The sequence below is a fragment of the Rivularia sp. PCC 7116 genome (genome assembly GCF_000316665.1).
Taxonomy (GTDB): domain Bacteria; phylum Cyanobacteriota; class Cyanobacteriia; order Cyanobacteriales; family Nostocaceae; genus Rivularia.
In genome coordinates this window covers 4,493,362-4,517,980 of sequence record NC_019678.1, presented here as the reverse complement: position 1 = coordinate 4,517,980, position 24,619 = coordinate 4,493,362, and the positions used below count along the sequence as shown (strand labels likewise).

General features: G+C 38.4%; 20 protein-coding genes. 8 read left to right on the top strand and 12 right to left on the bottom strand.

Translation table 11 applies throughout. From position 1 onward, the window contains the following. Positions 1-168: 168 nt before the first annotated feature. Positions 169-1,419 (bottom strand): beta-ketoacyl-ACP synthase II, encoded by a 1,251-nt coding sequence (fabF, locus tag RIV7116_RS17520; protein WP_015119640.1) that lies wholly within the window; start codon positions 1,417-1,419, stop codon positions 169-171. 202 nt (positions 1,420-1,621) lie between these two features. Further along, positions 1,622-1,873 (bottom strand): acyl carrier protein, encoded by a 252-nt coding sequence (acpP, locus tag RIV7116_RS17515; RefSeq protein ID WP_015119639.1) that lies wholly within the window; start codon positions 1,871-1,873, stop codon positions 1,622-1,624. A gap of 512 nt (positions 1,874-2,385) precedes the next feature. Between acpP and RIV7116_RS17510 the strand changes: the two genes are divergently transcribed. Beyond that, entirely contained in the window at positions 2,386-3,288 is a 903-nt protein-coding gene (locus tag RIV7116_RS17510; protein ID WP_044291016.1) for a CoB--CoM heterodisulfide reductase iron-sulfur subunit B family protein, read from the top strand. A 683-nt stretch (positions 3,289-3,971) separates the two neighbouring features. Continuing rightward, entirely contained in the window at positions 3,972-4,871 is a 900-nt protein-coding gene (locus RIV7116_RS17505) for a hypothetical protein (RefSeq protein ID WP_015119637.1), read from the top strand. A 209-nt stretch (positions 4,872-5,080) separates the two neighbouring features. On the opposite strand, the gene lpxD is transcribed toward RIV7116_RS17505, so the two are convergent. The 3 genes from lpxD to RIV7116_RS17490 all read right to left on the bottom strand — a co-directional run bounded on the left by lpxD (position 5,081) and on the right by RIV7116_RS17490 (position 8,032). Continuing rightward, the gene (gene lpxD / locus RIV7116_RS17500) at positions 5,081-6,124 is read right to left on the bottom strand and encodes a UDP-3-O-(3-hydroxymyristoyl)glucosamine N-acyltransferase (RefSeq protein WP_015119636.1); all 1,044 of its coding nucleotides are present in this window, start codon (positions 6,122-6,124) and stop codon (positions 5,081-5,083) included. Positions 6,125-6,438: 314 nt separating this feature from the next. Then, positions 6,439-7,773, bottom strand: coding sequence for a murein transglycosylase A (locus RIV7116_RS17495; RefSeq protein WP_015119635.1), 1,335 nt, complete (start codon positions 7,771-7,773; stop codon positions 6,439-6,441). A 10-nt stretch (positions 7,774-7,783) separates the two neighbouring features. Continuing rightward, positions 7,784-8,032, bottom strand: a complete 249-nt coding sequence (locus RIV7116_RS17490) for a hypothetical protein (protein WP_015119634.1) — start codon at positions 8,030-8,032, stop codon at positions 7,784-7,786. A 1,176-nt stretch (positions 8,033-9,208) separates the two neighbouring features. Between RIV7116_RS17490 and RIV7116_RS17485 the strand changes: the two genes are divergently transcribed. Next, positions 9,209-11,653 (top strand): ATP-binding protein, encoded by a 2,445-nt coding sequence (locus RIV7116_RS17485; protein ID WP_015119633.1) that lies wholly within the window; start codon positions 9,209-9,211, stop codon positions 11,651-11,653. Between the two features lie 141 nt (positions 11,654-11,794). Here the strand turns inward: RIV7116_RS17485 and RIV7116_RS17480 are convergent, their stop codons facing one another. The 3 genes from RIV7116_RS17480 to RIV7116_RS17470 form a co-directional block, all read right to left on the bottom strand. Continuing rightward, on the bottom strand, positions 11,795-12,055 hold the full coding sequence (locus RIV7116_RS17480) for a peptidoglycan-binding protein (protein ID WP_015119632.1): 261 nt from the start codon (positions 12,053-12,055) through the stop codon (positions 11,795-11,797). Positions 12,056-12,575: 520 nt separating this feature from the next. Then, the gene (gene cax, locus RIV7116_RS17475) at positions 12,576-13,667 is read right to left on the bottom strand and encodes a calcium/proton exchanger (RefSeq protein WP_015119631.1); all 1,092 of its coding nucleotides are present in this window, start codon (positions 13,665-13,667) and stop codon (positions 12,576-12,578) included. A gap of 364 nt (positions 13,668-14,031) precedes the next feature. After that, positions 14,032-14,283: a hypothetical protein gene (locus RIV7116_RS17470; protein ID WP_015119630.1), complete on the bottom strand. Its 252-nt coding sequence runs from the start codon at positions 14,281-14,283 to the stop codon at positions 14,032-14,034. A gap of 53 nt (positions 14,284-14,336) precedes the next feature. On the opposite strand from RIV7116_RS17470, the gene RIV7116_RS17465 reads away from it, so the two are divergent. Next, positions 14,337-17,003: a DUF3536 domain-containing protein gene (locus tag RIV7116_RS17465; RefSeq protein ID WP_015119629.1), complete on the top strand. Its 2,667-nt coding sequence runs from the start codon at positions 14,337-14,339 to the stop codon at positions 17,001-17,003. A 158-nt stretch (positions 17,004-17,161) separates the two neighbouring features. Here the strand turns inward: RIV7116_RS17465 and RIV7116_RS17460 are convergent, their stop codons facing one another. Next, positions 17,162-17,677 (bottom strand): hypothetical protein, encoded by a 516-nt coding sequence (locus RIV7116_RS17460; protein WP_044291014.1) that lies wholly within the window; start codon positions 17,675-17,677, stop codon positions 17,162-17,164. A 260-nt stretch (positions 17,678-17,937) separates the two neighbouring features. On the opposite strand from RIV7116_RS17460, the gene RIV7116_RS17455 reads away from it, so the two are divergent. After that, a complete protein-coding gene (locus tag RIV7116_RS17455; protein ID WP_015119627.1) occupies positions 17,938-18,504 on the top strand; it encodes a Uma2 family endonuclease in 567 nt (188 codons plus the stop codon). 104 nt (positions 18,505-18,608) lie between these two features. On the opposite strand, the gene crtH is transcribed toward RIV7116_RS17455, so the two are convergent. Next, the gene (crtH, locus tag RIV7116_RS17450) at positions 18,609-20,096 is read right to left on the bottom strand and encodes a carotenoid isomerase (protein ID WP_015119626.1); all 1,488 of its coding nucleotides are present in this window, start codon (positions 20,094-20,096) and stop codon (positions 18,609-18,611) included. 415 nt (positions 20,097-20,511) lie between these two features. Here crtH and upp point away from each other — a divergent pair, with 415 nt between their 5' ends. The 3 genes from upp (at position 20,512) to RIV7116_RS17435 (ending at position 22,098) form a co-directional block, all read left to right on the top strand. Continuing rightward, complete coding sequence (gene upp / locus RIV7116_RS17445) at positions 20,512-21,162, top strand: uracil phosphoribosyltransferase (protein ID WP_015119625.1); 651 nt, start codon at positions 20,512-20,514, stop codon at positions 21,160-21,162. A 91-nt stretch (positions 21,163-21,253) separates the two neighbouring features. Beyond that, positions 21,254-21,616, top strand: a complete 363-nt coding sequence (locus tag RIV7116_RS17440) for a hypothetical protein (protein WP_015119624.1) — start codon at positions 21,254-21,256, stop codon at positions 21,614-21,616. Positions 21,617-21,822: 206 nt separating this feature from the next. Next, entirely contained in the window at positions 21,823-22,098 is a 276-nt protein-coding gene (locus tag RIV7116_RS17435) for a YggT family protein (protein ID WP_015119623.1), read from the top strand. A 179-nt stretch (positions 22,099-22,277) separates the two neighbouring features. On the opposite strand, the gene RIV7116_RS17430 is transcribed toward RIV7116_RS17435, so the two are convergent. Then, complete coding sequence (locus RIV7116_RS17430; RefSeq protein WP_015119622.1) at positions 22,278-22,712, bottom strand: hypothetical protein; 435 nt, start codon at positions 22,710-22,712, stop codon at positions 22,278-22,280. Between the two features lie 625 nt (positions 22,713-23,337). Continuing rightward, positions 23,338-24,414, bottom strand: coding sequence for a magnesium-protoporphyrin IX monomethyl ester (oxidative) cyclase (acsF, locus tag RIV7116_RS17425; RefSeq protein ID WP_015119621.1), 1,077 nt, complete (start codon positions 24,412-24,414; stop codon positions 23,338-23,340). Between the last annotated feature and the right edge of the window lie 205 nt (positions 24,415-24,619).

Genomic DNA, 24,619 nt, shown 5'->3' with positions numbered 1-24,619 from the left:
CTTGGGATTAATTGTATAGAGGATTGCTACAGTTATTCCGTTTTTAATTAAACTAATTTGCTCAGCAAGGCGCAGATGCACCTTACTGAAGCCGCCATAAGCGAGTATTAAACATGAAGGATGAAGGATGAATTTGAAAACGGTGTTTCATACTTCATCCTTGCTTCATTAAGCGTACTTCTTAAAAGCCAGCGTGACATTGTGACCGCCAAAACCAAAGGAATTGGATAGAGCTACTTTAATATCCAGAGCGCGACTTTCATTTGGAACATAATCTAAATCGCATTCGGGGTCTGGATTATCCAAATTAATTGTTGGAGGAACTCGATTATTGGCGATCGCTAATACTGTTGCTACTCCTTCGATGCCTCCAGAACCGCCCAGAAGATGGCCGGTCATAGACTTGGTAGAACTAACTGCTATTTTATAAGCATGTTCTCCCAAAACTTCTTTCATGGCAGCAGTTTCGGTGGGGTCATTTACGGGGGTGCTGGTACCGTGGGCGTTGATGTATGTAACCATTTCTGGTGTAAGTCCGCCGTCTTTGAGTGCTAAACGTATAGCTCTTGCAGCACCTTTTCCACCTGGTACGGGTGAAGTCATATGGTAAGCATCACATGTCATGCCATAGCCAACCATTTCGGCATAAATTTTGGCACCACGACTTAAAGCATGTTCGAGTTCTTCAAGAATCAAAATACCTGCACCTTCACCCATAACAAAGCCATTGCGGTCTTTGTCAAACGGACGGCTGGCTTTTTCGGGTTCCGAGTTACGTGTAGAAAGCGTTCTAGCAGCAGCAAAACCAGCAATAGATAAAGGTGTAATTGCAGCTTCAGTGCCGCCACAAATCATGGCTTGAGCATATCCGTCTTGAATAATGCGAAAAGCATCACCGATAGCATTGGAACCACTAGCACAAGCTGTAACCGGGCAGGCATTAGGTCCTTTAGCTCCAGTATGAATTGCCGTTAACCCCGCAGCCATATTGGCAATCATCATCGGTATCATGAAAGGGCTACAGCGGTTGGGACCCCGGTCAAGATAAATCGTTTGCTGATCTTCCATAACCTTGATGCCACCCACCCCGGAGCCAAGTATGACTCCGATTTGTTCTGCATTCAAATCATTGATGGTCAAATTTGCGTCTTTAACAGCTTGTTTTGCTGCCGAAACCCCTAGCTGGGCAAATCGGTCCATCCGCTTAGCTTCTTTGCGATCCATGTAATTATGAGGATCGAAATTCTTCACTTCACCAGCAATATGGCAATCATGATTTGAAGCATCAAAGAAAGTAATTTTACCGATGCCATTACGACCGCTGGCTAATCCTTCCCAATATTCTTCTGGTGTGTTACCAATCGGTGTAATCGCGCCAACACCAGTTACAACAACGCGCTTACGTTTAAATTCTGTCATGATGATAGTTATGGTGGCTCGACCTACGTTGCAGAACAACACATAGGAACCTGTAATTAGAAATTAGGAACTAGGGATAAGAAAATTGTAATAGTTAGCGAGACATAAAAGTTTGAATTAGATTTTCTACCAACTTTTTTCTACTAACGCATCAACCGTTTCCGTTCCCCAATCCCCAATTATCTATTACTCATTCCTGATGCTAGGCGGATGCGGCGACTTTTTCATTAATGTAGTCAACTGCTTCTTGAACTGTAGTAATTTTTTCCGCGGCTTCGTCAGGAATTTCAATATCAAATTCTTCTTCCAAAGCCATTACTAGTTCGACCGTATCCAAAGAATCAGCCCCTAAATCATTGGCGAAATTGGCATTTGGGGTGATTTTCTCATCTTCAACACCTAATTGTTCCGCAACAATTTTCTTTACTTTGTCAAAAATTTCCGCTTGGCTCATAGATTAAATACCTCGGCTATGTTGCTTGAATTCGCTCTTGATGGCTGTCACCGTTTTGAGCATATACATCTTATCGGAAAGCGCGTTCTCATACACGATGTATATGTTTCTATCGTGGCAATTTTTATGCTTTTTTTTCTTGAATGTTACTAATTATTGGTATATACACTCAAAGCTACTAAAAAGAGAACGACAATGATAAAACTGATTTTAGATGGACGACCATCACCAATCATAAAGAATAAAGCACTTGATACCACACAAGCACTCAACTCCATAGAGTAAATTTAACTTCTTACGACCTACTTAAAGCTGCTTCCATGGAAGTAACTCTCGGGGAAACATTTCCCATACATGTCAGTTTTTCTCTGCATGGGGAGACAAACTACTTCTCGATTCGGTCGGTTCGGTAAAGCTCGCGCCAGTGGCAAGATTACCTTTCTTCCCCTTCCGATTCGGCAACCCCAGAGCGGACTGATTAAATTTTCACTTTTCCTTCTTGTTCAAATTGTATTCTATTCCAAATGCTTAAATACGCTTATTTTCCAGGTTGTGTTGCTCAAGGAGCTTGTCGAGAGCTACATTCTTCTACCGTTGCTCTTTCTAAAGCTTTAAACATTGAACTAATTGAATTAAAGAAAGCTGCTTGCTGTGGCTCTGGAACTTTCAAGGAAGATTCACAACTATTAGAAGATACAGTCAATGCTAGAAATATTTCTTTAGCTGAGGAATTAAATCTGCCTTTACTGACTCATTGCAGCACTTGTCAAGGTGTTATCGGTCATGTAGATGAACGACTTAAAGCTTCCAAGCAAAATAATCCCGATTACTTAAATAAAGTTAACAGTTTGTTGCAAAAAGAAAGCTGTTCTCCTTATCAAGGAAGTACCGAAGTCAGGCATCTGCTTTACGCTTTGGTAAACGATTATGGTTTAGAAGAAATAGAAAAGCGAGTCACCAAAAAATTAAGCAATCTGAAATGCGCGGCTTTTTACGGCTGCTATTTACTCCGCGCTCAAAATACAACCTACGACGATCCTTTTAAACCAGAAGCGATGGAAAATGTGTTTCGTATGGTAGGGGCGGAGCCTATTTATTATCAAGGGCGTACTAAATGCTGTGGGTGGCCGCTTTCGAGTTATGCTACGACTCAGTCTTTTCAGATGGCAGGAAAGCATATCTCAGAAGCCATAGAAGCAGGTGCGGATTGTTTGGTTACACCTTGTCCTTTATGCCACCTTAATTTAGATTCTCGTCAGCCAGAGGTAGAAAAAGTTATCGGACGTAATTTAGGTTTACCAGTATTGCATTTACCGCAGTTAGTTGCTTTAGCTTTGGGAGTTAGTCCAAAAGAACTTGGTTTACAAAGACATATTGTCTCTACTAAACCAATCTTAGAAAAATTAGGATTTTAGTATGGAGAGACGCGGTATATCGCGTCTCATTTCGTAATTAAATTCTGATCTACGGTATCGGTATCTAATCATTCTATTAATAGTAGTGGAATCGCAAATAAAAATATTCCCAAAATAATTATAGTATTCATTGTTTAGCTATCTAAAATTTCATCTATAAATATTCAAAAAATCGAGAATTGATATAACTGTATTTTAATCTAGGATTTTGTCATAATTACTGCTTAGTAGGTGACGCTATAAACCTTTTCATTTCCTAGCGTCACACACCCTACGCGAACAATATGATAGTTGCGTCGGGAGCATCCTTATTTTTTTGCAAAAAATTATATATTTTTCAGTATTAACATTTGTGTTTATTTTTCCGATATCAACGTTATTAACTATCAGGAATATAATCGGCATTATATTGAGTATCTTTGATTAAAATAATATGAATTCAGATTCATTAAATCTATAAAAATATAAAAACAATAATTAATCGTATTTAGTTTTCATTAAAGATTTATAAAAAACATAAGCATATTCAACAATTGTCAAAATATAAAAAAATATGGCACTGTAGAAATTACTCAGACACCATTAATTTATCAGAATTTCTACTAATAACTTCTGTTTTTGGTCGCTGGGTAGCTGCATATTTAATGCAGTTGAAAACCCACTTCTTTTGAGAAGAAAAAATTATGACTGGTACATTGATTCAATTAAAAAAGCAAAAAAGTCAACTTGATGAAAGTAATGATTTTGCTAAAAGAATCGGTAGCAGCAAGCGCTGGCAATCTTTAGGAAGATTCAAAACAATTCGTCGTGGATACAGCATTGTTCAAAATCATTTACAGCGCTCTAATCCTCATTTTTATCAACAAAAATTAAACATCAGCAATACTTCAGTAATTTCTCCCCCTCAACTTGATGAATGCGTAGATAATATTCAAGAAACTGGAGTACATCTAGGATTGCAGCTAAATTCAAATGCTGTTGAAAAAATTCGTTCGTTCGCTCATTTAAATCCCTGTACCGAACCCAAGCATGATGGCTTTTTCTTGGCTTCGGATATCAAAAACGGGTGTTTGCAAGGTAAAGGAAGACAGGTTATGCGCGGGCTTGTCAGCAATCTAGATAAATGCGCGACTATAGATAAAATTGTCCGCGATGGCATGTTAATTGAAATCGCCAGAAAATATCTCGGTTATTATCCGACTTTAATCACCCGCCACTTAACTTGGAGTTTTGCTTCCGATTTAGATGAAGCTGAAACTCAGAAATTATATCCACCGACAAATTTTCATTACGACGTTGCTGGATTAAACTTCGTAACTGTTAGTTTCTTTATTACCGATGTCGAAGAAAATACAGGTCCTCACATTATGATAAAGAAATCGCATAACCGCAAACCTTTAAAAATGCTTTTTCGCTCAAATATTCAAAAAGAAGCAGATGTATGGCGTTATTACAACCGTTCGGAGCAGCTTACAATTACAGGCAATGCTGGATTTGGTTTTTTCCAAGATCCATCTTGTATTCATAGATTAAAATTACCCAAAAATAGCAATCGATTGATTCTACAAATTCGGTATTCTTAGAGGATTGGAGAGACGTGATATCACTAAGTCTACAAATTTTTGGCTAATCTATAAATCAAATTAATTCACATCAAGCTTCTTTCCTCGGAACATCCAGAATCTTATTAGAGTTGGTGGGTGGAAAAAGCATTATTTATAAAAAATCGGGTGTTTAATATCTGGCATATTTATTAATAACTGGAGGCAGAGCCTCCTTTCCTTAAGTTAGCCTATTCCTTAAACTTGCGCTGCAATTTTCTGATGTACTGATAAATTTCTGGCAATTTTTGAATAATCGCATTGGATTTTAAATATATTTTGTAAGGTATCGCTGGGTTTCCTGAGACAATTTCTCCTGGTGGGACGTTGCTATGAACTCCGGCTTTTGCGGATACAATCGCACCATCGCCGATTTTGACTTGATTGGCGATTCCCGATTGTCCTGCAATAATCACGCGATTACCTATTCGGACTCCTCCGGCTGTTGCTGTTTGTCCGGCGATCGCACAGCCAAAACCAACTTTTGTACCGTGTCCTATTTGTACTAAATTATCAATAACCGTATTGCGACCAATACGAGTTTCTCCCACGGCGGGACGATCTACCGCACTATTAGAGCCAATTTCGACTTTATCTTCTAAAACTGTATAGCCAGACTGCTCCATCTTGAACCAGCCTTCTTTTGTGGGAACAAAACCGAAGCCTTCAGCACCGATAACCGTACCGCTATTGATCGTGCAATCGGCACCAATGCGAGAACGTTCCTGAACGGTACAGTTAGCGTGTAAAACAGTGCGATCGCCAATTTTTACATCTGGATAAATCACCACATTGGCATGAATGCAGACGTTGTTACCAATTTCTACATTTTGCTCAATTACGACATGGGCACCAATATAAACATCTTTACCAATTTTTGCATTTTCGTGAATTACGGCGCTGGGATGAATTCCTGGAGCGGGCTGCCAAGGTTGATAAAATATGTTGATTGTTTTAGCAAACAACAATCGCGGTTCTTTCGCCGCTATCCAAGCAATTCCTTTTTCCTGTGCTTTTGACTGTAATGTTTCATCGGCAGGTAAAATTAAGGCATTAGCAGATGTATTATCTAAGGCACCAGCAAATTTTGCGCCTTCTATATAACTAATAGTGCCAGTTGTGGCTTCATCAATGGCGGCGAGTGTAGTAATGTCTGGATCGAGATGCGGTAAGCTACATATACTAGAATTAATGGCAGTTTCACCCAGTTTTTGGACTATTTCGCTGAATTTCATTTTTGTAATTCGAGTAAGAACTATTTACAAGGCTGTTTTATTTGTCGTTTTTAGTAGAAAGTTTGTTCGTCAAATAATTGGGAATGGGGTATTGGGCATTGGGAATGGGAATGGGGAACTGGGAAGAGAAAATTTACTAATTATTTTTAATTGCACATCGAAAAGTATTGCATAAATCATCTATAAAAATAAGGAGTGAAGAGTCACAAATTTTCAGTAACTCCTCACTACGAAGGAATATTGATAGGTTTTCGTATTGGAAGGCTTTAACAAAGGTTTATTTATGCCCTATGCCCTATGCCCTATACTCATTCTTATTTCTTTAGCAGCAAATAGTATAACGTTCCGTTACCACCTGTAACTCCAGCGCGATCGCCCGCAACTTTCCCGGTGCCCATGAAGTAATCAACTCTTCCAGGTGTCTTGATAGCGCTACCTGTATCTTGGTCTAGTACGAATCTACTAACTTTGCGATAGATTAATCTTCCACCATATCCAACATAAGGAAATCTAGTGTTGACTAATGCTAACGCACCGGGAGGCATTAAAGATTTGTCTGTAGCGATGGAACGCTCTGGAGTAAGTGGTAGGTTGATACTACCGATAGCAGGTATATTACCTTTATCTCTAAAGAAAACAAAACGCTCCCAAACCGGCAAATAATCGTCCATAGCGCGGGGATTTCGCTGGAAAAAGTTAATAATACCGGGCATTGTGGTCTGTTTGCGGGTTATTTTTCCGTCATTGAGTAATGCTCTACCAATGCTCGTCCAAGGATAATCGGTTGCACCAGCGTAACCGACACCTGTAACGGTACCATCGGTTAACTTAAGTTTTGCGGAACCTTGGATATGAACTAAGTATGCATCAAAGCGGTTTTTAAACCAAAATAACTCCAACCCGTTTAAACGGCTATCTTCACCTAACAAACCATCTTTTCCTTCAAGTTCTAATCTTGTAGGGTGTGGTTTTTGCCATTCTTTAAAGTCAGGAGGTATTCGATAAAGGGGGTACTTAAACTCTTCGGTACGAACGCGACTTGCTTCGTAAACCGGCTTATAATATGCGGTAAATTTAACCGTACCCTTGCCGTCGTTACCGGTTGATTTGTAAAACTGAAACTCGCGTCTAACTGCATTTTGCAATTCTGCTGCGGATTTCGATTTACGCACCAATTCGCGAAAACGTAATAAACTACGCCGCACTCGATCTAACGTAATTTCCTTGACGGGATAATTTTGATATTTTTTGGCCGCGCTGGGTTTTTCCAAGTAACCCAAACTATTGTTAATTGATTGAATCAATGCCCAGCGATCGCCAGCTTTACCTTTGCCTTTTCCACCCCAAAAAAGTTGCTCATCCCAACCCAAACAAGCGTATCTAGGCGTACAGTTGTCGGATAAGCCAATTGGTTTTAGTGGAGGTACCGGAGTTACTGGACTTAACTCTAATGGTCGCTGCGGTTGCGGTACTCTCGGCGGAATAGTAGGTATTATGACAGGTCGCGGTGGTTGCGGAACTGTTCTTCTAGGAGAACTTGGCAGCGGCGGCGGTGTCATAATAGGCACCTGAGCTACAACCGAACGTAGCGGGCTAACTAAAGCAATTCCCAGGCTCAAGGAAAACAAAGCAAGGGTTTTTCTCATCATTTATGTAAATCTATCTTTCAATACTAGAACTAAATATCGGCTCGACTCGAATCGCAACAACCTTAGAAGGACGAAGTACCATGTATTCGCCGCTTATATTCTTTATTGGTACGTTTATAAAGTCATCAGAAGCAGCCTTGGGCATAAGTTCGCCACTGTACCACTTCTGAAACTCTTGAATTGTCGGAAAACGCACTTCTTCCCGGTGTCCACTTTCCATTAATAGGTATACTGCGTATTCACTTGCACTTCTAGGCATAACGTTTGAATTATTTGAAACACATACACCACATTGTTAACCCACCTATTGCCTGAATGAAAAGGGGAAAAAGCCCAGATATTGAAAAATATCTTAACATTTACAGTATAGGTAGGCTGAAATATTGCAATTTTCAATTAGCTTTTGGTGATTATCGCTAAAATAAGTAATCACCAGTTAGCAATTGATAACTACGAATTATTTCGGAAGTTTGCAAACCGGGTATAACGAACGATTCTCTTTCCCCTCATGACGCAAGACAAACAAAAAACTGTTCCCTAAAATGTCTGATTTTATCGATGTAGTCTACTATCTCAAAATTTTTATGGGTTTTAACTAACACTTGCTGCATTTCGTGTAAATGATTTCTGAGAAGATAATTTATGTCGCGCTTGAGACGAGCATTCAAAATCCTAGCTTCCTGTCAATACTTGTCCCTCGACCTCTATTAGTCTTGCTATTTATCTCTTTGGTAAATTACGAGTATTAAAATATAGCTTTTTACTTGTGTTCGCTTCAAATGTCAATATTTAATAAATACTTTTTAATTATTTTGTATTTGGATAATACCTATAATTGCGGCTCTTCAGTTGCTAGTATGCTAAATTCAAAATTTAAATACTCTAAATGCTCGTCCCGTCAGTCGTTTAATATTTTTTTAGTTAACATTATAAGTTAATGCCTTACTTCTTCCCCTACTGCCGACTGCCGACTGCCTACTGCCTTAAAACGATTATTTTTATGGCATATCAAGTACTAAATAACCATAATTGTTTTCTATTTGACACTTTTTTTTAAATTTGGTTTAACTCTAACTTTAATTGACACATGTGTGAAATATTTATGTGTAATATTAGTCTTATATAATGCTCAACTAAATTTTAATCTTGTCAATCTACAATTAGACCTATAAAGTTAATTACCGCTAAAATATCCGCTGTATCTAGATTAAGCATAAATACAGGCATCTTACAGTTAGATAGACAGCAAATAGTGAAATAAATTTAATTAATATTTATACATTTTTTGACTTTTTACTTAAAACAATAAAATCTGTACAAAGGTAGATGCAATCCCTACCCAGGAGTAACATATCATACTATTGAAAATATATACTCCATTCATTAGAATTACCAAAACTTATCGCTTGGGATAGATGCGGTGATGAAATAATCAATGTCTTACATTAACCACTTACGCCAAACTAATTCGGGTCAAGATATGGTGCATTCACAATTTGTGAAAATTGCGCGTATATTAGTATCGCTTATCGTTGTTGCAATTTTTTGTGGAACAGGGTGGTTATTTACTCGGGATAAAGAAATTTTGGTATCTGATTCGGCTTTTGTAATTCTAGCTGAAGCTTTGATAGCAATAGCTGTTCTTGTAATATTGGTTGGGAGAGCTACAAAGATAATTGAAGCTGCCTGCACTCAACGCGATAAAGCAGTAGATGCATTAAGGGAAAATGAAGCTAAGTTTAAAAGTTTAGTCGATGCCAGCCTTGTAGGTATTGCAGAAGTAAATATCGATGGTAGTATTAATGTTGCAAACGATGAATTTCTGAGAATTACAGGATATAATTTTACCTGCTTGCAAGCAGGTAAATTAAATTGGTTTGATATTGCTCCATCAGAGCTTAAGGATATAGATAATAATGATTGTTATCAATTTCAATCTGTAGAAAATTGCAAGACATATATTAAATATTTAATTTGTGCTGATGGTAGGCAAATTAAAGTGAAACTTAGCCGGAATCATTTAGAAACACAAGGTAAGCCGCATAAGTATATCTTTTATGTGAGCGAATGTAACCACACCGAAGAAAATTCTATTTTTGGGCAGCTTTGGTTAAAGAGCTTATTTGATATCATGCCGGTGCCCCTGCTATTAGTTGAACCGGGAACAGCTAAAGTTACCTTTGCCAATCAAGCTGCTAATGAAATGGCTGGTGGTCAATTTCCTTTAGCACAGTCTCGGGAAGATTATAGTAAATTGTACCGTTTTACCGATACTGAAGGAAAACTTATTCCTAGCGAACTTTCACCAACCATAAGAGTTGCTTTAGGTGAAAAACTTGAAGGACTTGAGATTAATTGGCATGAAAGAGATAAGGTTTATCCAGTAAAGGTATTTGCAGATACATTGCCCCCCATGCCTGGTTATCCATCTACCTGTATTGCTTTATTTGAGGATATTGGCAAGCTAAAGCAGCTAGAAGAATCATTGGATTTAGAAAACGAAAGACTTAAATTAGTATTTGAGACAACAAAAGATTTAACTGCTTCGGAACAACCAGAAGAATTAATCGAAGAACTTTACCATGAAATTGCAGAGCAATTAGATTTAGACTGCTATTTATATTATTTAGTTGATAAAAACTGTCAGGGAATAAAATTAACTTCTTATAGTGGAATCACTTTCTCTGAAGCAAAAGATTTTCAACAATACAAATTTGGCGAAGGAGTTAGCGGTACCGCAGCTCAGAAGCGCAGCCCTATAAATATAGAAAATGCGCCCCAATCGGAAGATTTAGATACGCAATCAATTCGTAATTTAGGTATTTTAGCTTATTACTCTTGTCCATTAATAGTTCAAGAAAAGCTTTTAGGTACTATCAGCTTTGCTAGTCGTACTCGTTCGGCATTTATTGATGATGAAGTAATTTTGATGCAGGCAGTTTGCAACCAAATAGCCATTGCTATTGAGCGGGCTAACTTGCTCAATTCGTTGCAAAAAGCAAATCGCATCAAAGATGAATTCCTGGCTATTTTATCTCACGAATTGCGATCGCCGTTGAATAGTATTTTAGGATGGGCGCAGTATTTACAAGTCCGCAAGCTAGACGAAATCACCACATCAAGAGCATTAGAATCTATTGAGCGTAATTCTAGAGAACTCAATAATGTAATTGAAGAATTATTTGATATATCGCGAACAATTCAAGGTAAAATGCAACTTACAATCCAAGATTGTAATTTAGCTTCGATAATTGTTACAGCCATTGAAAATTTGCGTTCGGCAAGTCTTGCTAAGAAATTAGAGGTCAAATTATCAATTCACAAAAGTTTAGACATGAATGAACATATAGAGAATGCAGAATTTGCAGATACTTTTGATTCCTTAAAACATATTGCATCTCTTAATACAATTCCTGTTCCCCATGAAGCGATACTGAAAAACAGTGATTTCTTAGTTGCTGGTGATAGTCAGCGTTTAAGACAAGTCATGTGGAATTTACTTTCCAATGCGATTAAGTTTACCTCTTGTGGTGGTTGTGTAGAAGTACATTTGTTAGAAGAAAAAACAAACGATGATGAATTATCTTATGCCGTAATTCAAGTCAGCGATACGGGAATGGGTATAAATTCCGAGTTTATTCCCTATGTTTTTGACCGTTTTTGTCAAGGTGATAGTTCCAGCACCAGGGCGCACAATGGACTTGGACTGGGATTATCAATTGTACGTCATATAGTTGAATTACATGGTGGCAGCGTTTGCGTAGAAAGTCCGGGAGTTGGAGAAGGCTCTACATTTACTGTTAAATTACCTCTTGTTAAATCTACTGAATCGCAATCAATCAAAAAAAAATGCCAGGAAAAATGCGTAGTGATTAATTGATTCAAACTAATGAGATCGTATACATCTACATCACTTTGATTTCCAGGAATTTCTCCTTCTTAGTGCATTAGGTATAATTAGAGCTTGAGAAACAAAATAAAGGCAATAAATAATTTTAATTATTCTCCCTCGTATTTTATTTTAAGCAGATAAAGCTCGCCAAGTTCTAGGACCTACAATACCATCCACTCTTAAACCACGACGGCTTTGAAAAGCTTTAACAGCAGTTTCCGTTAAAACCCCAAAATCACCATCAACACTAATAGGGTAGCGTTTAGCAACTAAAAGTCGCTGCAAAATCCTTACTGAATTTCCTCTATCCCCAAAACGCAAAGTAGGTAATCTATTCACAGCAGTTGCTTCTAATATCATTGGTAGTTTTTGACTGGTATTTTCTTCCATAGCAAATTCTTAATTACACCTTATCTAGACAATCGAGCAATTGCCTCTGTGTGCGAATAGCTTTTCAAGTTAATTAAATTTACACCAATAATGAGTTGATGCGATCTAATTTCAGAAAAAACCACAGATAAAAAGTTTATCTGTGGTTAAAGTTCACACCTCCATGAACTAATAAGACATATTTACAGCTTAATAAGGAGTAATAACTGTTCGCAGTACCCGTTAGGGGGAGATTGGGAGCTAGGAAGTAAGATGCTCCACTTTAGTTCCATAAAAATTAACGGGTGAGTTTAGGGAAGGGGGAGACGCAATACTTGTCAGTTAAGACGAGATCCTCCCTAGCCCTCCTTAGAAAGGAGGGAAACAAGACCCCTTTTTTGAGGGAGTTGGGGGATCTGAAAACGAGTTTAATTTGCTTAGCCGATTAGTATTGGGGGGAGAAGGGCTAGAAAAAGCCTTCTTGTTTTTGCAATACACCCAGCAAAATTAATGTGGTGGAGTACTGGTAACTAATAACTGCTTACCCGATTCCTTCAATTACAGGATGGAAGAAGAAAGCGAATCCTAAAACAGCGTATGTTGCCAAAAGTAAAGTTCCTTCCAACCAGTTCGATTTGCCATCAGAACTAATACTGTTTGCAATTAATACTGACGCAGCAACGGCGACTAATTCAAACGGATGGAAATCTAAGTCCATTGGTTGCCCCATAAACTTCCCAATTATCACTAAAATGGGAGCAACGAACAAAGCTATCTGCATCGTAGAACCAACTGCCACAGAAAGCGACAAATCCATTTTATTTTTCATCGCTACGGTAACTGCTGTCGCATGTTCTGCGGCATTACCAATAATGGGTACTATAACAACTCCAGTAAATAGTGCTGTTAAACCGAGTTTTGACGTTGCAACTTCTAAAGAATCCACTAACAATTCTGACTCAAAGGCTACGCACAAAGTACATGCAAGTAAGACTCCAACCCATAACCATAGATTTGGAGGATTGTGAAGGGTTTCCATTGCTTCTGTTTCTGCCACACCTACATCAAATAAGTAGGAGTGAGTTTTCATTGAAAATAACAAAGTCAATAAATAAACAATTATTAAAACTACAGCAACAGCAAGAGAAAGATTTTGCAAAGTAGTTTCGCTAATTCCCTCTGAAGTATAGTTAACTGCCGTTGGTACCAAAATAGCAATTACTGCCAAATTCATAGCGGCTGCATTCATTCGCGCTATTAACGATTGAAACGTTTGTTCTTTGTAGCGAATTCCCCCCAAAAGCATCGAAAATCCCATTACCAAAAGCAAGTTACCAATAATCGAACCCGTGATACTTGCTTTCACTACGCTTACATAACCAGCCTTGAGAGCAATTAAAGCAATGATTAATTCTGTTGCATTACCAAAGGTAGCATTTAATAAGCCCCCCAGAGAAGGTCCTACTACTACAGCAATTTCTTCTGTAGCCGTACCCATCCAAGCCGCTAGAGGTATAATCGCCAATCCAGCCGTTATAAATATAACTAAATCTCCCCATTCAAGATACTTTGCTCCCAGAGAAACGGGAATAAAAGCCAGCAGAACCAAAAATAAAATCTTTTTTCCAGACATTTGTCACCTGAAGTTGACGTGAGTTATTCAGCGCAAGTCTTATATAATAAGCAGCATAGCGTTGTCTCGTATCCAAAGAAGTAGTTATCTATTTTGCTCACATTTACGCTCAGCATTACAAGACTATTCCTTCGCTTTTTTATTCAAGCATCAATCCCTTGTACTAATTGAATATATTAAGACTTTACGACCTCACTCCAAGATACTCCAAACCCCATAGTTAAGTGGTTCCGAGATTTTACTGTTTTGATTTTTTCTCCGGATATATAAAATAAGATTACGTTTTACGTAGTGTAGGCAATCTTTTTTTGCATAAATCAAAAATGCAGAATGTATCCTATACTGATTTAGGAGCTTTAATGTATTAAAAGAGGGTTAATATTTTCCCACCTATTTTTACAGGAAAATTTTGCTCGTGATATTCAGTTAACAATATAACAGCTAATTCTTTGTTATAGTTTGTCTGCATGACTCCTTGAAAATTAGATGACAGGCATTTAGTATAAATTTTGATGTATCTGCCTTTCCCAATCGCGCCCAAACAACCTCGAAATTTAATTATTTTTGTAAAGTTTTCATCACTAATTTCTGAAAATACCGTTACGCAAGAAAACATTTAGGTTTTGTTCGGTGCAATTGCAAGTTTACCTCTTAAAGGAATAACTCTACATGACTTCTCGGCACGAGTTACCAACTTCTGTTGGTGCAAATTTGATTGATAATGAAAAAACCGATCCCCGCAATTTAGATCCAGTAAAAACGGCTGCGGGAGTCTATGTTACGGTACATGGTCATTTCTATCAGCCACCACGAGAAAATCCTTATTTAAACGCGATTGAGCGTCAGCCGGGAGCGGCACCATTTCACGATTGGAACGAGCGAATTCATCACGAATGCTATCGTCCCAATGCTTTTGCCAGAATCTTAAACGAGCATGGGGAAGTAGTGGGGATCGAGAATAACTTCGAGTATATGAGCTTCAATATCGGACCTACATTGATGTCATGGTTGCAAAATTACGATATTGACGTATATCAGCGAATTATCGAGGCAGATAAGAAAAGTAGCCAGCGTTTAAACGGTCATGGCAATGCGATCGCGCAAGTATACAACCACATTATTATGCCGTTGGCGAGCGAGCGCGATAAGCTCAGCCAGATTCGCTGGGGCAAAGCAGATTTCCGTTCCCGTTTCGGTCGCGATCCCGAGGGTATGTGGTTGGCTGAAGCTGCTGTCGATTATGCAACTTTAGAAGCTCTGGTTTCAGAAGGTATCCGCTTCATTATTCTTGCACCTTCCCAAGCCGAACGTTGTCGTTTGATTCCGACTCCTGACGATCCCGAATCAGAATGGCATGAAGTAGGGGGGAATCAAATTGATCCCACTCGCCCTTATCGCTGTTACCTATCAGAAAATTCAGGAAACAGTAATTCCGAACGTCGATATATTGACATATTTTTCTACGACGGCCCCATTTCGCGAGATATGGGTTTTAGCGATGTAGTTTATAATTCCAGTCATTTTGCCGGACGTGTCGGTGCAGCAGTTCGTGGCGATCGCCGTCAGTCTCAAGTAATTTCAGTTGCGACAGATGGAGAAACCTTCGGACATCATAAAAAAGGTACCGAGAAAACTCTGGCTTATGCTTTTACTCAAGAATTTCCGAACTGGGGTTGGACGGTAACTAATTTTGCCCACTATCTCAGCTTAAATACTCCCACATGGGAAGTTGAATTAAAACCCGTCACGGCTTGGAGTTGCGCCCACGGTGTTGATAGATGGCAAGACGATTGTGGTTGCGGTGGTGCTCCAGGTTGGCATTTAAAATGGCGCAGACCGCTGCGCGATTCTCTCAATTGGCTGCGCGATCAATTGGTAGAAGTTTATCAGGAGCAAGGTAGTAAATACTTTCGCGATGCTTGGAAAGCGCGGGATGAATATATCGAAGTAGTATTAGATCGGAGTCCTAGCAATATTTCGGGCTTCCTAAATCGTCATCAAAAGCATAAATTACAAGCATCGGAACAGGTAGACGCTTTACGTTTATTAGAAATGCAGCGTCATTCGTTATTGATGTTTACAAGTTGCGGATGGTTTTTTGAAGAACTTTCCCGTCCCGAAGGAACTCAAATTCTTCGCTACGCAGCCCGTGCGATGGAATTAGCAGCAGAAGTTGCAGGGGTACAATTAGAAAAAGGTTTTCTAGAGTTACTTGAACTTGCCCCCAGTAATATCGATAGTTTTAGAACTGGTGCTGAAGTTTATCGCCAATTAGTTCTGCCATCTCAAATTAGCTTCAAGCAGGTGGCTGCTCACTACGCAATTACTTCCTTATTTAACGGACACCGACCATTAGAAAAATGGTCTGGGCTGGCGGAAAAAAATAATCTTCAAGATTCAATACTCCAGCACAAACAGATTTATTGCTATACAGCAGATGAATTAGACCATCAGTTACAGCGTTTGGGTTCGATAACTTTAGCGGTAGGTCATTTGAAATTAGTATCCGAAGTTACCTGGGAAAGTCAGCAAATGACCTTTGCTGTATTGCACTTAGGTGGCTGGGATTTCCACTGCTGCATCCAACCATTTGAAGGAAAACGCAGCTACACCCAACTCAAAGACAAACTATTAAATGCCTTACAGCAGGGTAGTGCAGCTCATACCATTTTGGTAATGACCCAATTATTTGGTGAAGAATCCTTCAACTTACAAAATCTCTTTGCCGAAGAACGTCATAGATTAATGGGGTTATTGACTCAAGAAACCTTAGCAAGAGTAGACCAACTTTATACCCAGACTTATAGGGATAATTACGGAGTGCTGATGGCATTCCACAGAGATGGATTACAAGCACCTAAAGAATTACAGGCAGCCGCAGAAATTGCCTTAGAATATAGGTGTATGAACACATTGCGTGCTTTAGAGCAAGATATTGACGAACCACAATTAAGCTGGAATCATCTGGTAGAATTAGAGGCGATCGCTAACGAAGCGAAACATCTACGCTGTAATTTCAATCTTCCCGAAGGAAAGCAGTTGTTAGAGCTATTGAGTTTGCGTTTATTATGGCAATTATTATACGATGCCAACGGTAGCTTTGAATTTCAGATACAGCGCTTGGAAAGATTAATTGAAGTAGAACAATATTTAAACTTGGGTATTTCTCTAGAGCGTTCCCAAGAATTGTATTTCAACTGTTTGCAAGCTCGAATACTGCCAAAAACTGTTGCTCAACTTTTGAACGATACCGATAAAAATCAATTGCGCCAACTTTTGAAATTGGGAAAAAAGTTAAAAGTAGACGTTAGCAATTGGTTGAGTCAGTTGGGTTAGAAAATCTGTAGACAACGGTATTTTTTGAATAGATTATGTTGATTATGACGTTGCATTGATTGCAGCGTCTTTTTTTTTGTAGGGTGTGTTATCGCGGAGCGTAACGCACCGAATTGTGTAATTGTTAGATACCTGGGTTATTAGATTACTATTACTTTTCAAACATCATCAAACTTTTGATAGTTTAATAAGGGACTAAAGAATAATTGGATTATCATACACCACCAAGGAATAGCTAAAGAGAGTCTAGCTACATCAGAATTTAAAAACTTAGGTAAAGAAGCTGAATCTATGTAGAAAAACCAATCAATTGTATTAAGTATATTTAAAGCTGTTATTATCAAAAACCCAGGTACACAGAATGAAGCCATAACTAACTGAGAGAAAGGATTACTTGCATATTGAATCCGTTTTCCGTTTTCATACTCAACATAAATCCAGTCTCCTGTATTAGTATAGAAATGTTCGCTTTTAATTGTTCTATCGGTATTGAATCTAACAAGCACCAAAGAATTTTTAGGAAACTTAGAGTTATTAAAATCAGGGCGTAAATTATAATTACCGCAATCAAATAACTGACAATCAGATGTAGGAGTATTATATTTAAGTCTAATAATTATTCTTGTAATCCACCCAAAAATCAAAACAGCTAAAGATTGTGCAGTAAGTATCATTAGCATTATTTGCCAATGATGTATTGGATTTATAAACATAGATCATACGTTACTTTAATTATTCAATTATTAAAAATTATAATTTTAAAAAACAGTTTGTATGTAGAGTATAGCTAAATGAAAGCCAATATAAAATCACCAATTTATATAAATTATTTTATAATCCAACATCCGCATCGATATAAATAATATATAAAATTCCCAACATCTCCATACATCAAAAAAGCTAAACTATCAACACCCCCTCTTCAGTAAGAGCTATGACTGTCACAACCACCCAACCGTTAACCCTAAAAGAATTTCTCAAACTCCCAGAGACTAAACCAGGAAGCGAATACATCAACGGGCAAATTATTCAAAAACCAATGCCAAAAGGAAGACACAGCCGTTTACAAGGAAAGCTCTGCACTGCAATTAACCAAGAAGTTGAAGATAAGAAAATTGCTTATGCATTCCCAGAGTTGCGCTGTACTTTTGGAGGACGTTCTATAATACCGGATATAGCGGTATTTAAATGGGATAATATTGCTTTTACCGTTGATGGTGATGTTCCCGATAACTTTGAAAGTTCACCAGATTGGACAATCGAGATTCTTTCACCGGAGCAAAAGCCAAATAAAGTAATTGGTAATATTCTTCATTGCTTGAAATATGGTACTCGTTTGGGGTGGTTTCTTGATGCTGATGATTCAAGTATTTTAGTATTTGAACCGGGAAAACAACCCGTACTATTTCAGGGAAAGGATGTTTTACCTGTACTACCAGAAATTGAATTAATACTCACTCCGAATCAAGTTTTTGGGTGGTTAAACATGAGTGGCAGGTAAAATAGCAAAATTCATATCATTCAACTTAAAATTTTACTCAACTGTATTTAAAAAACTTTTGCTATGAAACGGCATTTGTAGGTGCTGTGAACACCATAATTTTTCTACAACCCCAAATCCACCCCCACCCGATGAGCGCAAGCAAACCCGGAAAAGGCTACCGCATTCAAACCTTGTCCCGGAAAAGTACTATCACCCACAACATATAATCCTTCAATTGCCGTGCGATTAAATGGCATTCCCAACAATCCCCACAACTTCTTTCTGGGAATTGGGCCATATGTACCATCAACTCTTCCTAAAAATCTACGATGAGTTTTTGGAGTTCCCGCTTCTAAATAATCTAAGTTGGCATTTATTCCCGGAAATATTTTTTCTAATTTATCTAAAATACGATTAGCTGTAGCTTCTTTCTTAGCTTCATATTCTTTCTGAGATAATCCTTCCCATTCATCAATCCAGTTTGTAACGAACGCATGAATGATATGATATCCCTGGGGAGCTAATTCTGGATCGAGTAGCGTCGGAATCGAAACAAAAATCGTACCTTCTGAATCCATCATCTTTTCCCACTCCGAAACTAAAATATGATGACACTCGGTTTCCGGAGATAATAATTCTGCTTTTACTCCCATATGCAAGCTGAAAAAACTGGGCGACTTTTTGTATCGCAGCTGCCATTTTTTCTCATTAGCTGGTATTTCTACTGCCCGAAGTAGTTTCTCGAATGTATTCCAGCGAGTTGCATTAGAAACGATACGTTTAGCCCTGTAATGTTGATTATTCGCTAGTTTTACGCCTACAGCTTTACCTTTTTCTTTAATTATTTGCGTAACTCTGGCTTGATATCTAATTTCTCCGCCTTTTTTAATTAAACCTTCTACCAGCTTTTGAGCAATTTGTCCTACTCCACCTTTAGGATAATTAACTCCACCATAATGCCTGTCAGAAAACACCATACCAGCATTAATCATTGGTGTCATATCGGCAGGTACTACCGACCAGCAATAACACTCTATATCAATAAACTTTAGTAATTCTGGGTCTTTAATATATCTTCGCGCAATATCTCCTACATTTTGCGGTAGGTATTTCGCCAAACCCAAGCAAGCCAATGGATGCCCAAAAAACGCCCGCATTAAATAACGGGGTTCTTCTAAAGACAGTAATTCCATTTGATTTAAGCAGTTAAAAACCTGCCAACACTCATCATAAAAGCGGCGAATTCCTTTACTTTCGTGAGGAAAAGATGTAATTAAATTTTGTAAAAAATCTTCATAATTTCGTTCGACTTTTAAATCCAACGAATTAGGTAAATGATAGTGAATTTGTACGTTGTCGGGAATAGTTTCCAAGCTAACATCTACAGCTTGTAGGGCACGAGTGAGTAAATTAGTCGTTCCTTTATCCCCAAACCCAAAAATCATCGAAGCCCCAACATCAAAGCGATAGCCCTGCCTTTCAAAATAACCAGAGCTACCGCCCGGAATAGTATATCCTTCTAAAACTAGTACCTTCGCACCCTTAGCAACCAATTGAGTCGCAGTTACTAAACCACCAATACCAGACCCAATTACAATCACGTCATGCATAATTTGTAATAAATTCTAGATTTTTATATCTAGGTTAAAGGTTAGAGGTCAAAGGTCAAAGGTCAAAGGTTAAAAAACTATAATTCCTAACTCTTAACTGCTAACTATTCTTTACCAATGCCCCATACCCAATTCCCTATTCCCAAAACAAAAAAAGAGGGACAAGTCCGCAACTGCTGACCAATCCCGCCTGCCGTTCCTTAAAGAGAGGAGAACACTGAAAATTAATATAGCGTTGATTGAGAATAAATGTCAACTACTAATAAAAAATATTGTCAATAATTTTTTAACGATGTTTTGCAGCATTTTAGATGGCTGACGAGGATGTCAACTTAGTCGTTAGTCACCAGGTTGAAAGAGTATTATGATATTTCAGTTGTTATACCTTATATATTGAAGCGATAGTATACATATTATGACGCTACAACTACGCGTTTATGTTCCACCTCATCCCTTAATCAAGCACTGGCTAGCGGTTGCTCGCGATGCTGGTACACCTTCTGTATTGTTCCGTTCGGCAATGACAGAATTGGGGCGTTGGTTAACTTATGAAGCTGCTAGAGAATGGTTGCCAACTCTGGAAACAACTGTTCAAACACCATTAGAAGTATGTCCTGCAACATTAATTAATCCTGAAGTTCCTGTCGCAGTGGTGCCAATTTTGCGAGCTGGTTTAGGATTGTTGGAAGGAGCGCAAACTTTGCTTCCTTTAGCATCTATTTATCATTTAGGTTTAGTTAGAAACGAAGAAACTTTGCAGCCAGAATGCTATCTCAATAAGCTACCAGAAAAAATTAATCCCCAAACCAGAGTGTTAATAACCGATCCCATGCTGGCTACAGGAGGTTCTATAATGGCTGCTATGTCAGAATTAACTCAGCGAGGTGTCGATCCCGCTTTAACGCGCATTGTCTGTGTAGTAGCATCACCTCCTGCCCTGCAACAATTGAGTGCAGCTTATCCGAGTTTAAATATCTACGCTGCAACGATTGACGAAAAACTTAACGAGCAAGGATTTATAGTGCCGGGATTGGGAGATGCAGGCGATCGCATTTTTGGTACTTAAGTAAAGGTAATAGAAAAAGAGGCAGTTAGGAAGCGGAGATTCGCTGTGATGATTAAAGTAGGAAGTAGCGAGAAGTAAAGGTAGTAAACATATGAGTCAACGGGATGGTTTTGCAAGCGGTTTTTTTGCTGGAGCGATTTTCGGCAGCGTTGTTGGTGGTGTTATAGGCACGCTTGTAGCTCAGAGACGTGATGCCGAAGAATTGACTGAAGATGAAAGAGAACAGCAAGCATCGGGTAAGGGTAATTCAAACTCGAACAAATCTAAACGACGGCAGATGCAAGGCTCGGCATCTTCGGGAGTAGAAATGGAAATAGCCCGACGTTCGTTAGAAGACAAAATTGCCCAGTTAAACGCCACAATAGATGAAGTACGCGATCAATTGGGTAATGTAAACCAAAATTCTAGCGGAATCAACGAATTTTCCTCCCGTAACGAGGAATTACAATCTTAATGAAACATTGATAATTTGAGCGGAAGTAAAGCGATAAATTGTTTTATAGCCGCTCAAAAAACTCAATGTTACTTAATGCACAAAGTAATGCACAAAACTAAAAAAAGATGAATACCGAAACTATTGTCTCGGCATCTTGCTACCAGCTAAATTAAAATCGATAATAAGACGGCTTTTCACCAAAACTCAAAAAACACCAAATATCTATGAATTTGCTGATTCAGACACTACTCACATTTACCCAGATTTACAGCTTCTTGCTAATTGGTCGGGTTTTGCTAACTTGGTTCCCACAGATTGACTGGTACAATCAACCATTTGCAGCGCTAAGCCAGGTAACTGACCCTTATCTTAATCTTTTCCGTAACATAATTCCCCCCTTGGGAGGAATTGATTTATCTCCAATTCTGGCTTTTCTGGCGCTCAACATAATCAGCGGACTGTTGGCAAATTTGGCTGGCCCTATGGCTTCAAGCTTCTAAATATTGAGAACCGGAAGCATGAAGTATGAAATTTGAAATCTGAATTTCTTTTATTTAGTCTAGTGAATCATCAGTTATCTAAAATGCAAATATTTGTTAACCACGATAACTGATGAATTATTCAACTAGTAAACAATCGGTATTATTTTTCAACTTCACAATTGATTCTTGTTCAATCTTTAGTAACGAACTTTAGAAGTAAATCCCGATGCTTTGAATTGTTTCAATTTTAAAGGTGTAGGCTGATTTGCTGGAACGGTAATTCTCATTTCAAAATTAGTTTCTCCCGGTGGCACTTCGCTGATAGAACCGAGTCGAGTCCGATTTTGCATCACAGAATTATTATTAGCATCGTAAATACGTCCAAAAATATCCGCATCATATACCGTTTTGCTAGTCATGTTTTTGGCAACACCGGTAACTATAAAACAATTTGCAGCCCTGCTAGCACCGCCGCTAGTAACATTACCTTCGGCTAACTCCGGCGGACACTCTTGATAAGAAATATTTGATAAAGGAATCGGCGTTGTTGCTAAAGCGGCAGGAGCATAAACCCAAGAAAATATTCCAATAACGCAGGAAATAAAGATAGTCATCAGCGAACGTAACAGCATAATATACACCGTAAAAATTTTAATTATAGAAAACTCTTCAGATTAAGCTTATCAGTGACCAGTGACCAGTGAACAGTGAACAGTGAACAGTGAACAGTTATCAGCTATCGGTTAAATAACTTCTTAATTAAATATAAATTCTTTTAGGGGAGGCAAAAACCAGTGCGGATATTCCTCCCGCTATATTAAGGCAACATGGGGTGTAGGTTTTCCCCATTATTGCCGTGTCGTTGTGTTAGACCTACGACTATATATAGTTTTTAACAGTAACTTCAAAATTGATCTAACTCACCATTTGTTATTGATTCGCTGGTAATTAATTTTATTTAAGTAATTAAACAAAATTAATTACACATTGTCATTGCGAGTGAAACGAAGCATGAGCGCGTTCATCGCTAGGTGCGTCTCAGAGAAAGGATTATCGTAAGGGTTAGGATTACTACCCTTCGGGAACACATAAAGGTGAACGCACAGCGAATAATGACGGTAAATATTTTTGTTCACCTACTTATTTACTAATACAATCTAAACCAAATTACGAACCGTAAAAAATAAGATGAGCGTTAATAGCCCATCTTACAATTGAGATTTATAAATATTTACCAAAACCAACTAACGCTAAAATTTATTTAACGCTACCTTCCATTGCAGCAGCATCAATCGGTTTGATGAAGTACAACTTAACAGCTTGCCAACCGTTGGAAATATAGTAAGGCAGCTTTTGGAAGATTTGTACAAATTTTGGTTTTGTGGAATTTACGATTTCTCTAAGCTTTTCGTTATTGTTAACGCAAATTTCCAAGCGCTCGTAAAATTCTGGATTTTTAACATCCAACATGACTGGAAATACTCTTCCGGCAGTATCGTTGGTTTTTTCAATTACTTCTTTATCGTATTCCCTTGCATCTAAACCAATTGCACCATAGAAACCGTGACGCTGGATGTCGTTTAAATACATTGTTGCAAATACTGACAGCAAGAAGAAGCGACACCATAAACGCGCTTTCCAATCGTTTAAGGTTTGAGGTTGCGCTCTCATCACGGCATCAAAGAAGTCACCGTGACGATTTTCATCCTGACACCAGTTTTCAAAGAATCGGAAAATTGGATAAATTCTATCTTCGGGATGCTTTTCTAAATGACGGTAAATAGTGATATAGCGCCAATAACCAATCTTTTCGGAAAGATATGTAGCGTAAAAGATAAATTTCGGCTTAAAGAAAGTGTAGCTACGGCTCTTGGTTAAAAATCCTAAGTCTAGCGACAGATTAAAATCTGACATTGCTTTGTTTAGGAAACCAGCATGACGCGCTTCATCTCGCGACATCAAGTTAAAGCCTTCAGCTAGAACTGGGTTTTTACCTTTGAGACGACGACCTAATTCTTTATACAGTAAAAAGCCAGAGAATTCAGCCGTACAGGAACGTTCTAAAAACTCAACAAATAATTGGCGAGTTTCCCCATCAATATGTTCCCAGGATTGCTCAAACTCTTCATCCCGAACAAAATGATGGCGGTTGTAGTCAGCACGAAACTCTTCGATGATGGCTTCTAACTCGTCTTCATTAACGGAGATGTCCATTTTAGCCATCTCATCAAAGTCAGTGGTGTAAAACCGGGGTGTCAGCAGAGTTTCCTTCGCTGGGGCTTTAACACCCGGACGTATTTCTTCAAAGCCTGGTTTTTGTAGGGAATCTACCATGTCCTGATTCTTATAAATGTCGGGTTTTTGACATTCCCCATGTTTAAAAAAAGGGATTCCTAGTTCACCGGGTAGAAAACGAATTTACCCTCACTAAGCATCTTGACCGTATGCCCTACGGCTGCAAGTCCTCTAATTAGAACTACGTAGACACTGTTTTGATGTCTAAACGGGACACATTGCCACGTTTAAAATTGAGATACAA

Bases quoted from the DNA above. Each gene is read 5' to 3' on its own strand.
- fabF (WP_015119640.1), bottom strand. From the start codon at position 1,419: ATGACAGAATTTAAACGTAAGCGCGTTGTTGTAACTGGTGTTGGCGCG.
- acpP (WP_015119639.1), bottom strand. From the start codon at position 1,873: ATGAGCCAAGCGGAAATTTTTGACAAAGTAAAGAAAATTGTTGCGGAA.
- RIV7116_RS17505 (WP_015119637.1), top strand. From the start codon at position 3,972: ATGACTGGTACATTGATTCAATTAAAAAAGCAAAAAAGTCAACTTGAT.
- lpxD (WP_015119636.1), bottom strand. From the start codon at position 6,124: ATGAAATTCAGCGAAATAGTCCAAAAACTGGGTGAAACTGCCATTAAT.
- RIV7116_RS17495 (WP_015119635.1), bottom strand. From the start codon at position 7,773: ATGATGAGAAAAACCCTTGCTTTGTTTTCCTTGAGCCTGGGAATTGCT.
- RIV7116_RS17490 (WP_015119634.1), bottom strand. From the start codon at position 8,032: ATGCCTAGAAGTGCAAGTGAATACGCAGTATACCTATTAATGGAAAGT.
- RIV7116_RS17485 (WP_015119633.1), top strand. From the start codon at position 9,209: ATGTCTTACATTAACCACTTACGCCAAACTAATTCGGGTCAAGATATG.
- RIV7116_RS17480 (WP_015119632.1), bottom strand. From the start codon at position 12,055: ATGGAAGAAAATACCAGTCAAAAACTACCAATGATATTAGAAGCAACT.
- cax (WP_015119631.1), bottom strand. From the start codon at position 13,667: ATGTCTGGAAAAAAGATTTTATTTTTGGTTCTGCTGGCTTTTATTCCC.
- RIV7116_RS17470 (WP_015119630.1), bottom strand. From the start codon at position 14,283: ATGTTTTCTTGCGTAACGGTATTTTCAGAAATTAGTGATGAAAACTTT.
- RIV7116_RS17465 (WP_015119629.1), top strand. From the start codon at position 14,337: ATGACTTCTCGGCACGAGTTACCAACTTCTGTTGGTGCAAATTTGATT.
- RIV7116_RS17460 (WP_044291014.1), bottom strand. From the start codon at position 17,677: ATGATACTTACTGCACAATCTTTAGCTGTTTTGATTTTTGGGTGGATT.
- RIV7116_RS17455 (WP_015119627.1), top strand. From the start codon at position 17,938: ATGACTGTCACAACCACCCAACCGTTAACCCTAAAAGAATTTCTCAAA.
- crtH (WP_015119626.1), bottom strand. From the start codon at position 20,096: ATGCATGACGTGATTGTAATTGGGTCTGGTATTGGTGGTTTAGTAACT.
- upp (WP_015119625.1), top strand. From the start codon at position 20,512: ATGACGCTACAACTACGCGTTTATGTTCCACCTCATCCCTTAATCAAG.
- RIV7116_RS17440 (WP_015119624.1), top strand. From the start codon at position 21,254: ATGAGTCAACGGGATGGTTTTGCAAGCGGTTTTTTTGCTGGAGCGATT.
- RIV7116_RS17435 (WP_015119623.1), top strand. From the start codon at position 21,823: ATGAATTTGCTGATTCAGACACTACTCACATTTACCCAGATTTACAGC.
- RIV7116_RS17430 (WP_015119622.1), bottom strand. From the start codon at position 22,712: ATGCTGTTACGTTCGCTGATGACTATCTTTATTTCCTGCGTTATTGGA.
- acsF (WP_015119621.1), bottom strand. From the start codon at position 24,414: ATGGTAGATTCCCTACAAAAACCAGGCTTTGAAGAAATACGTCCGGGT.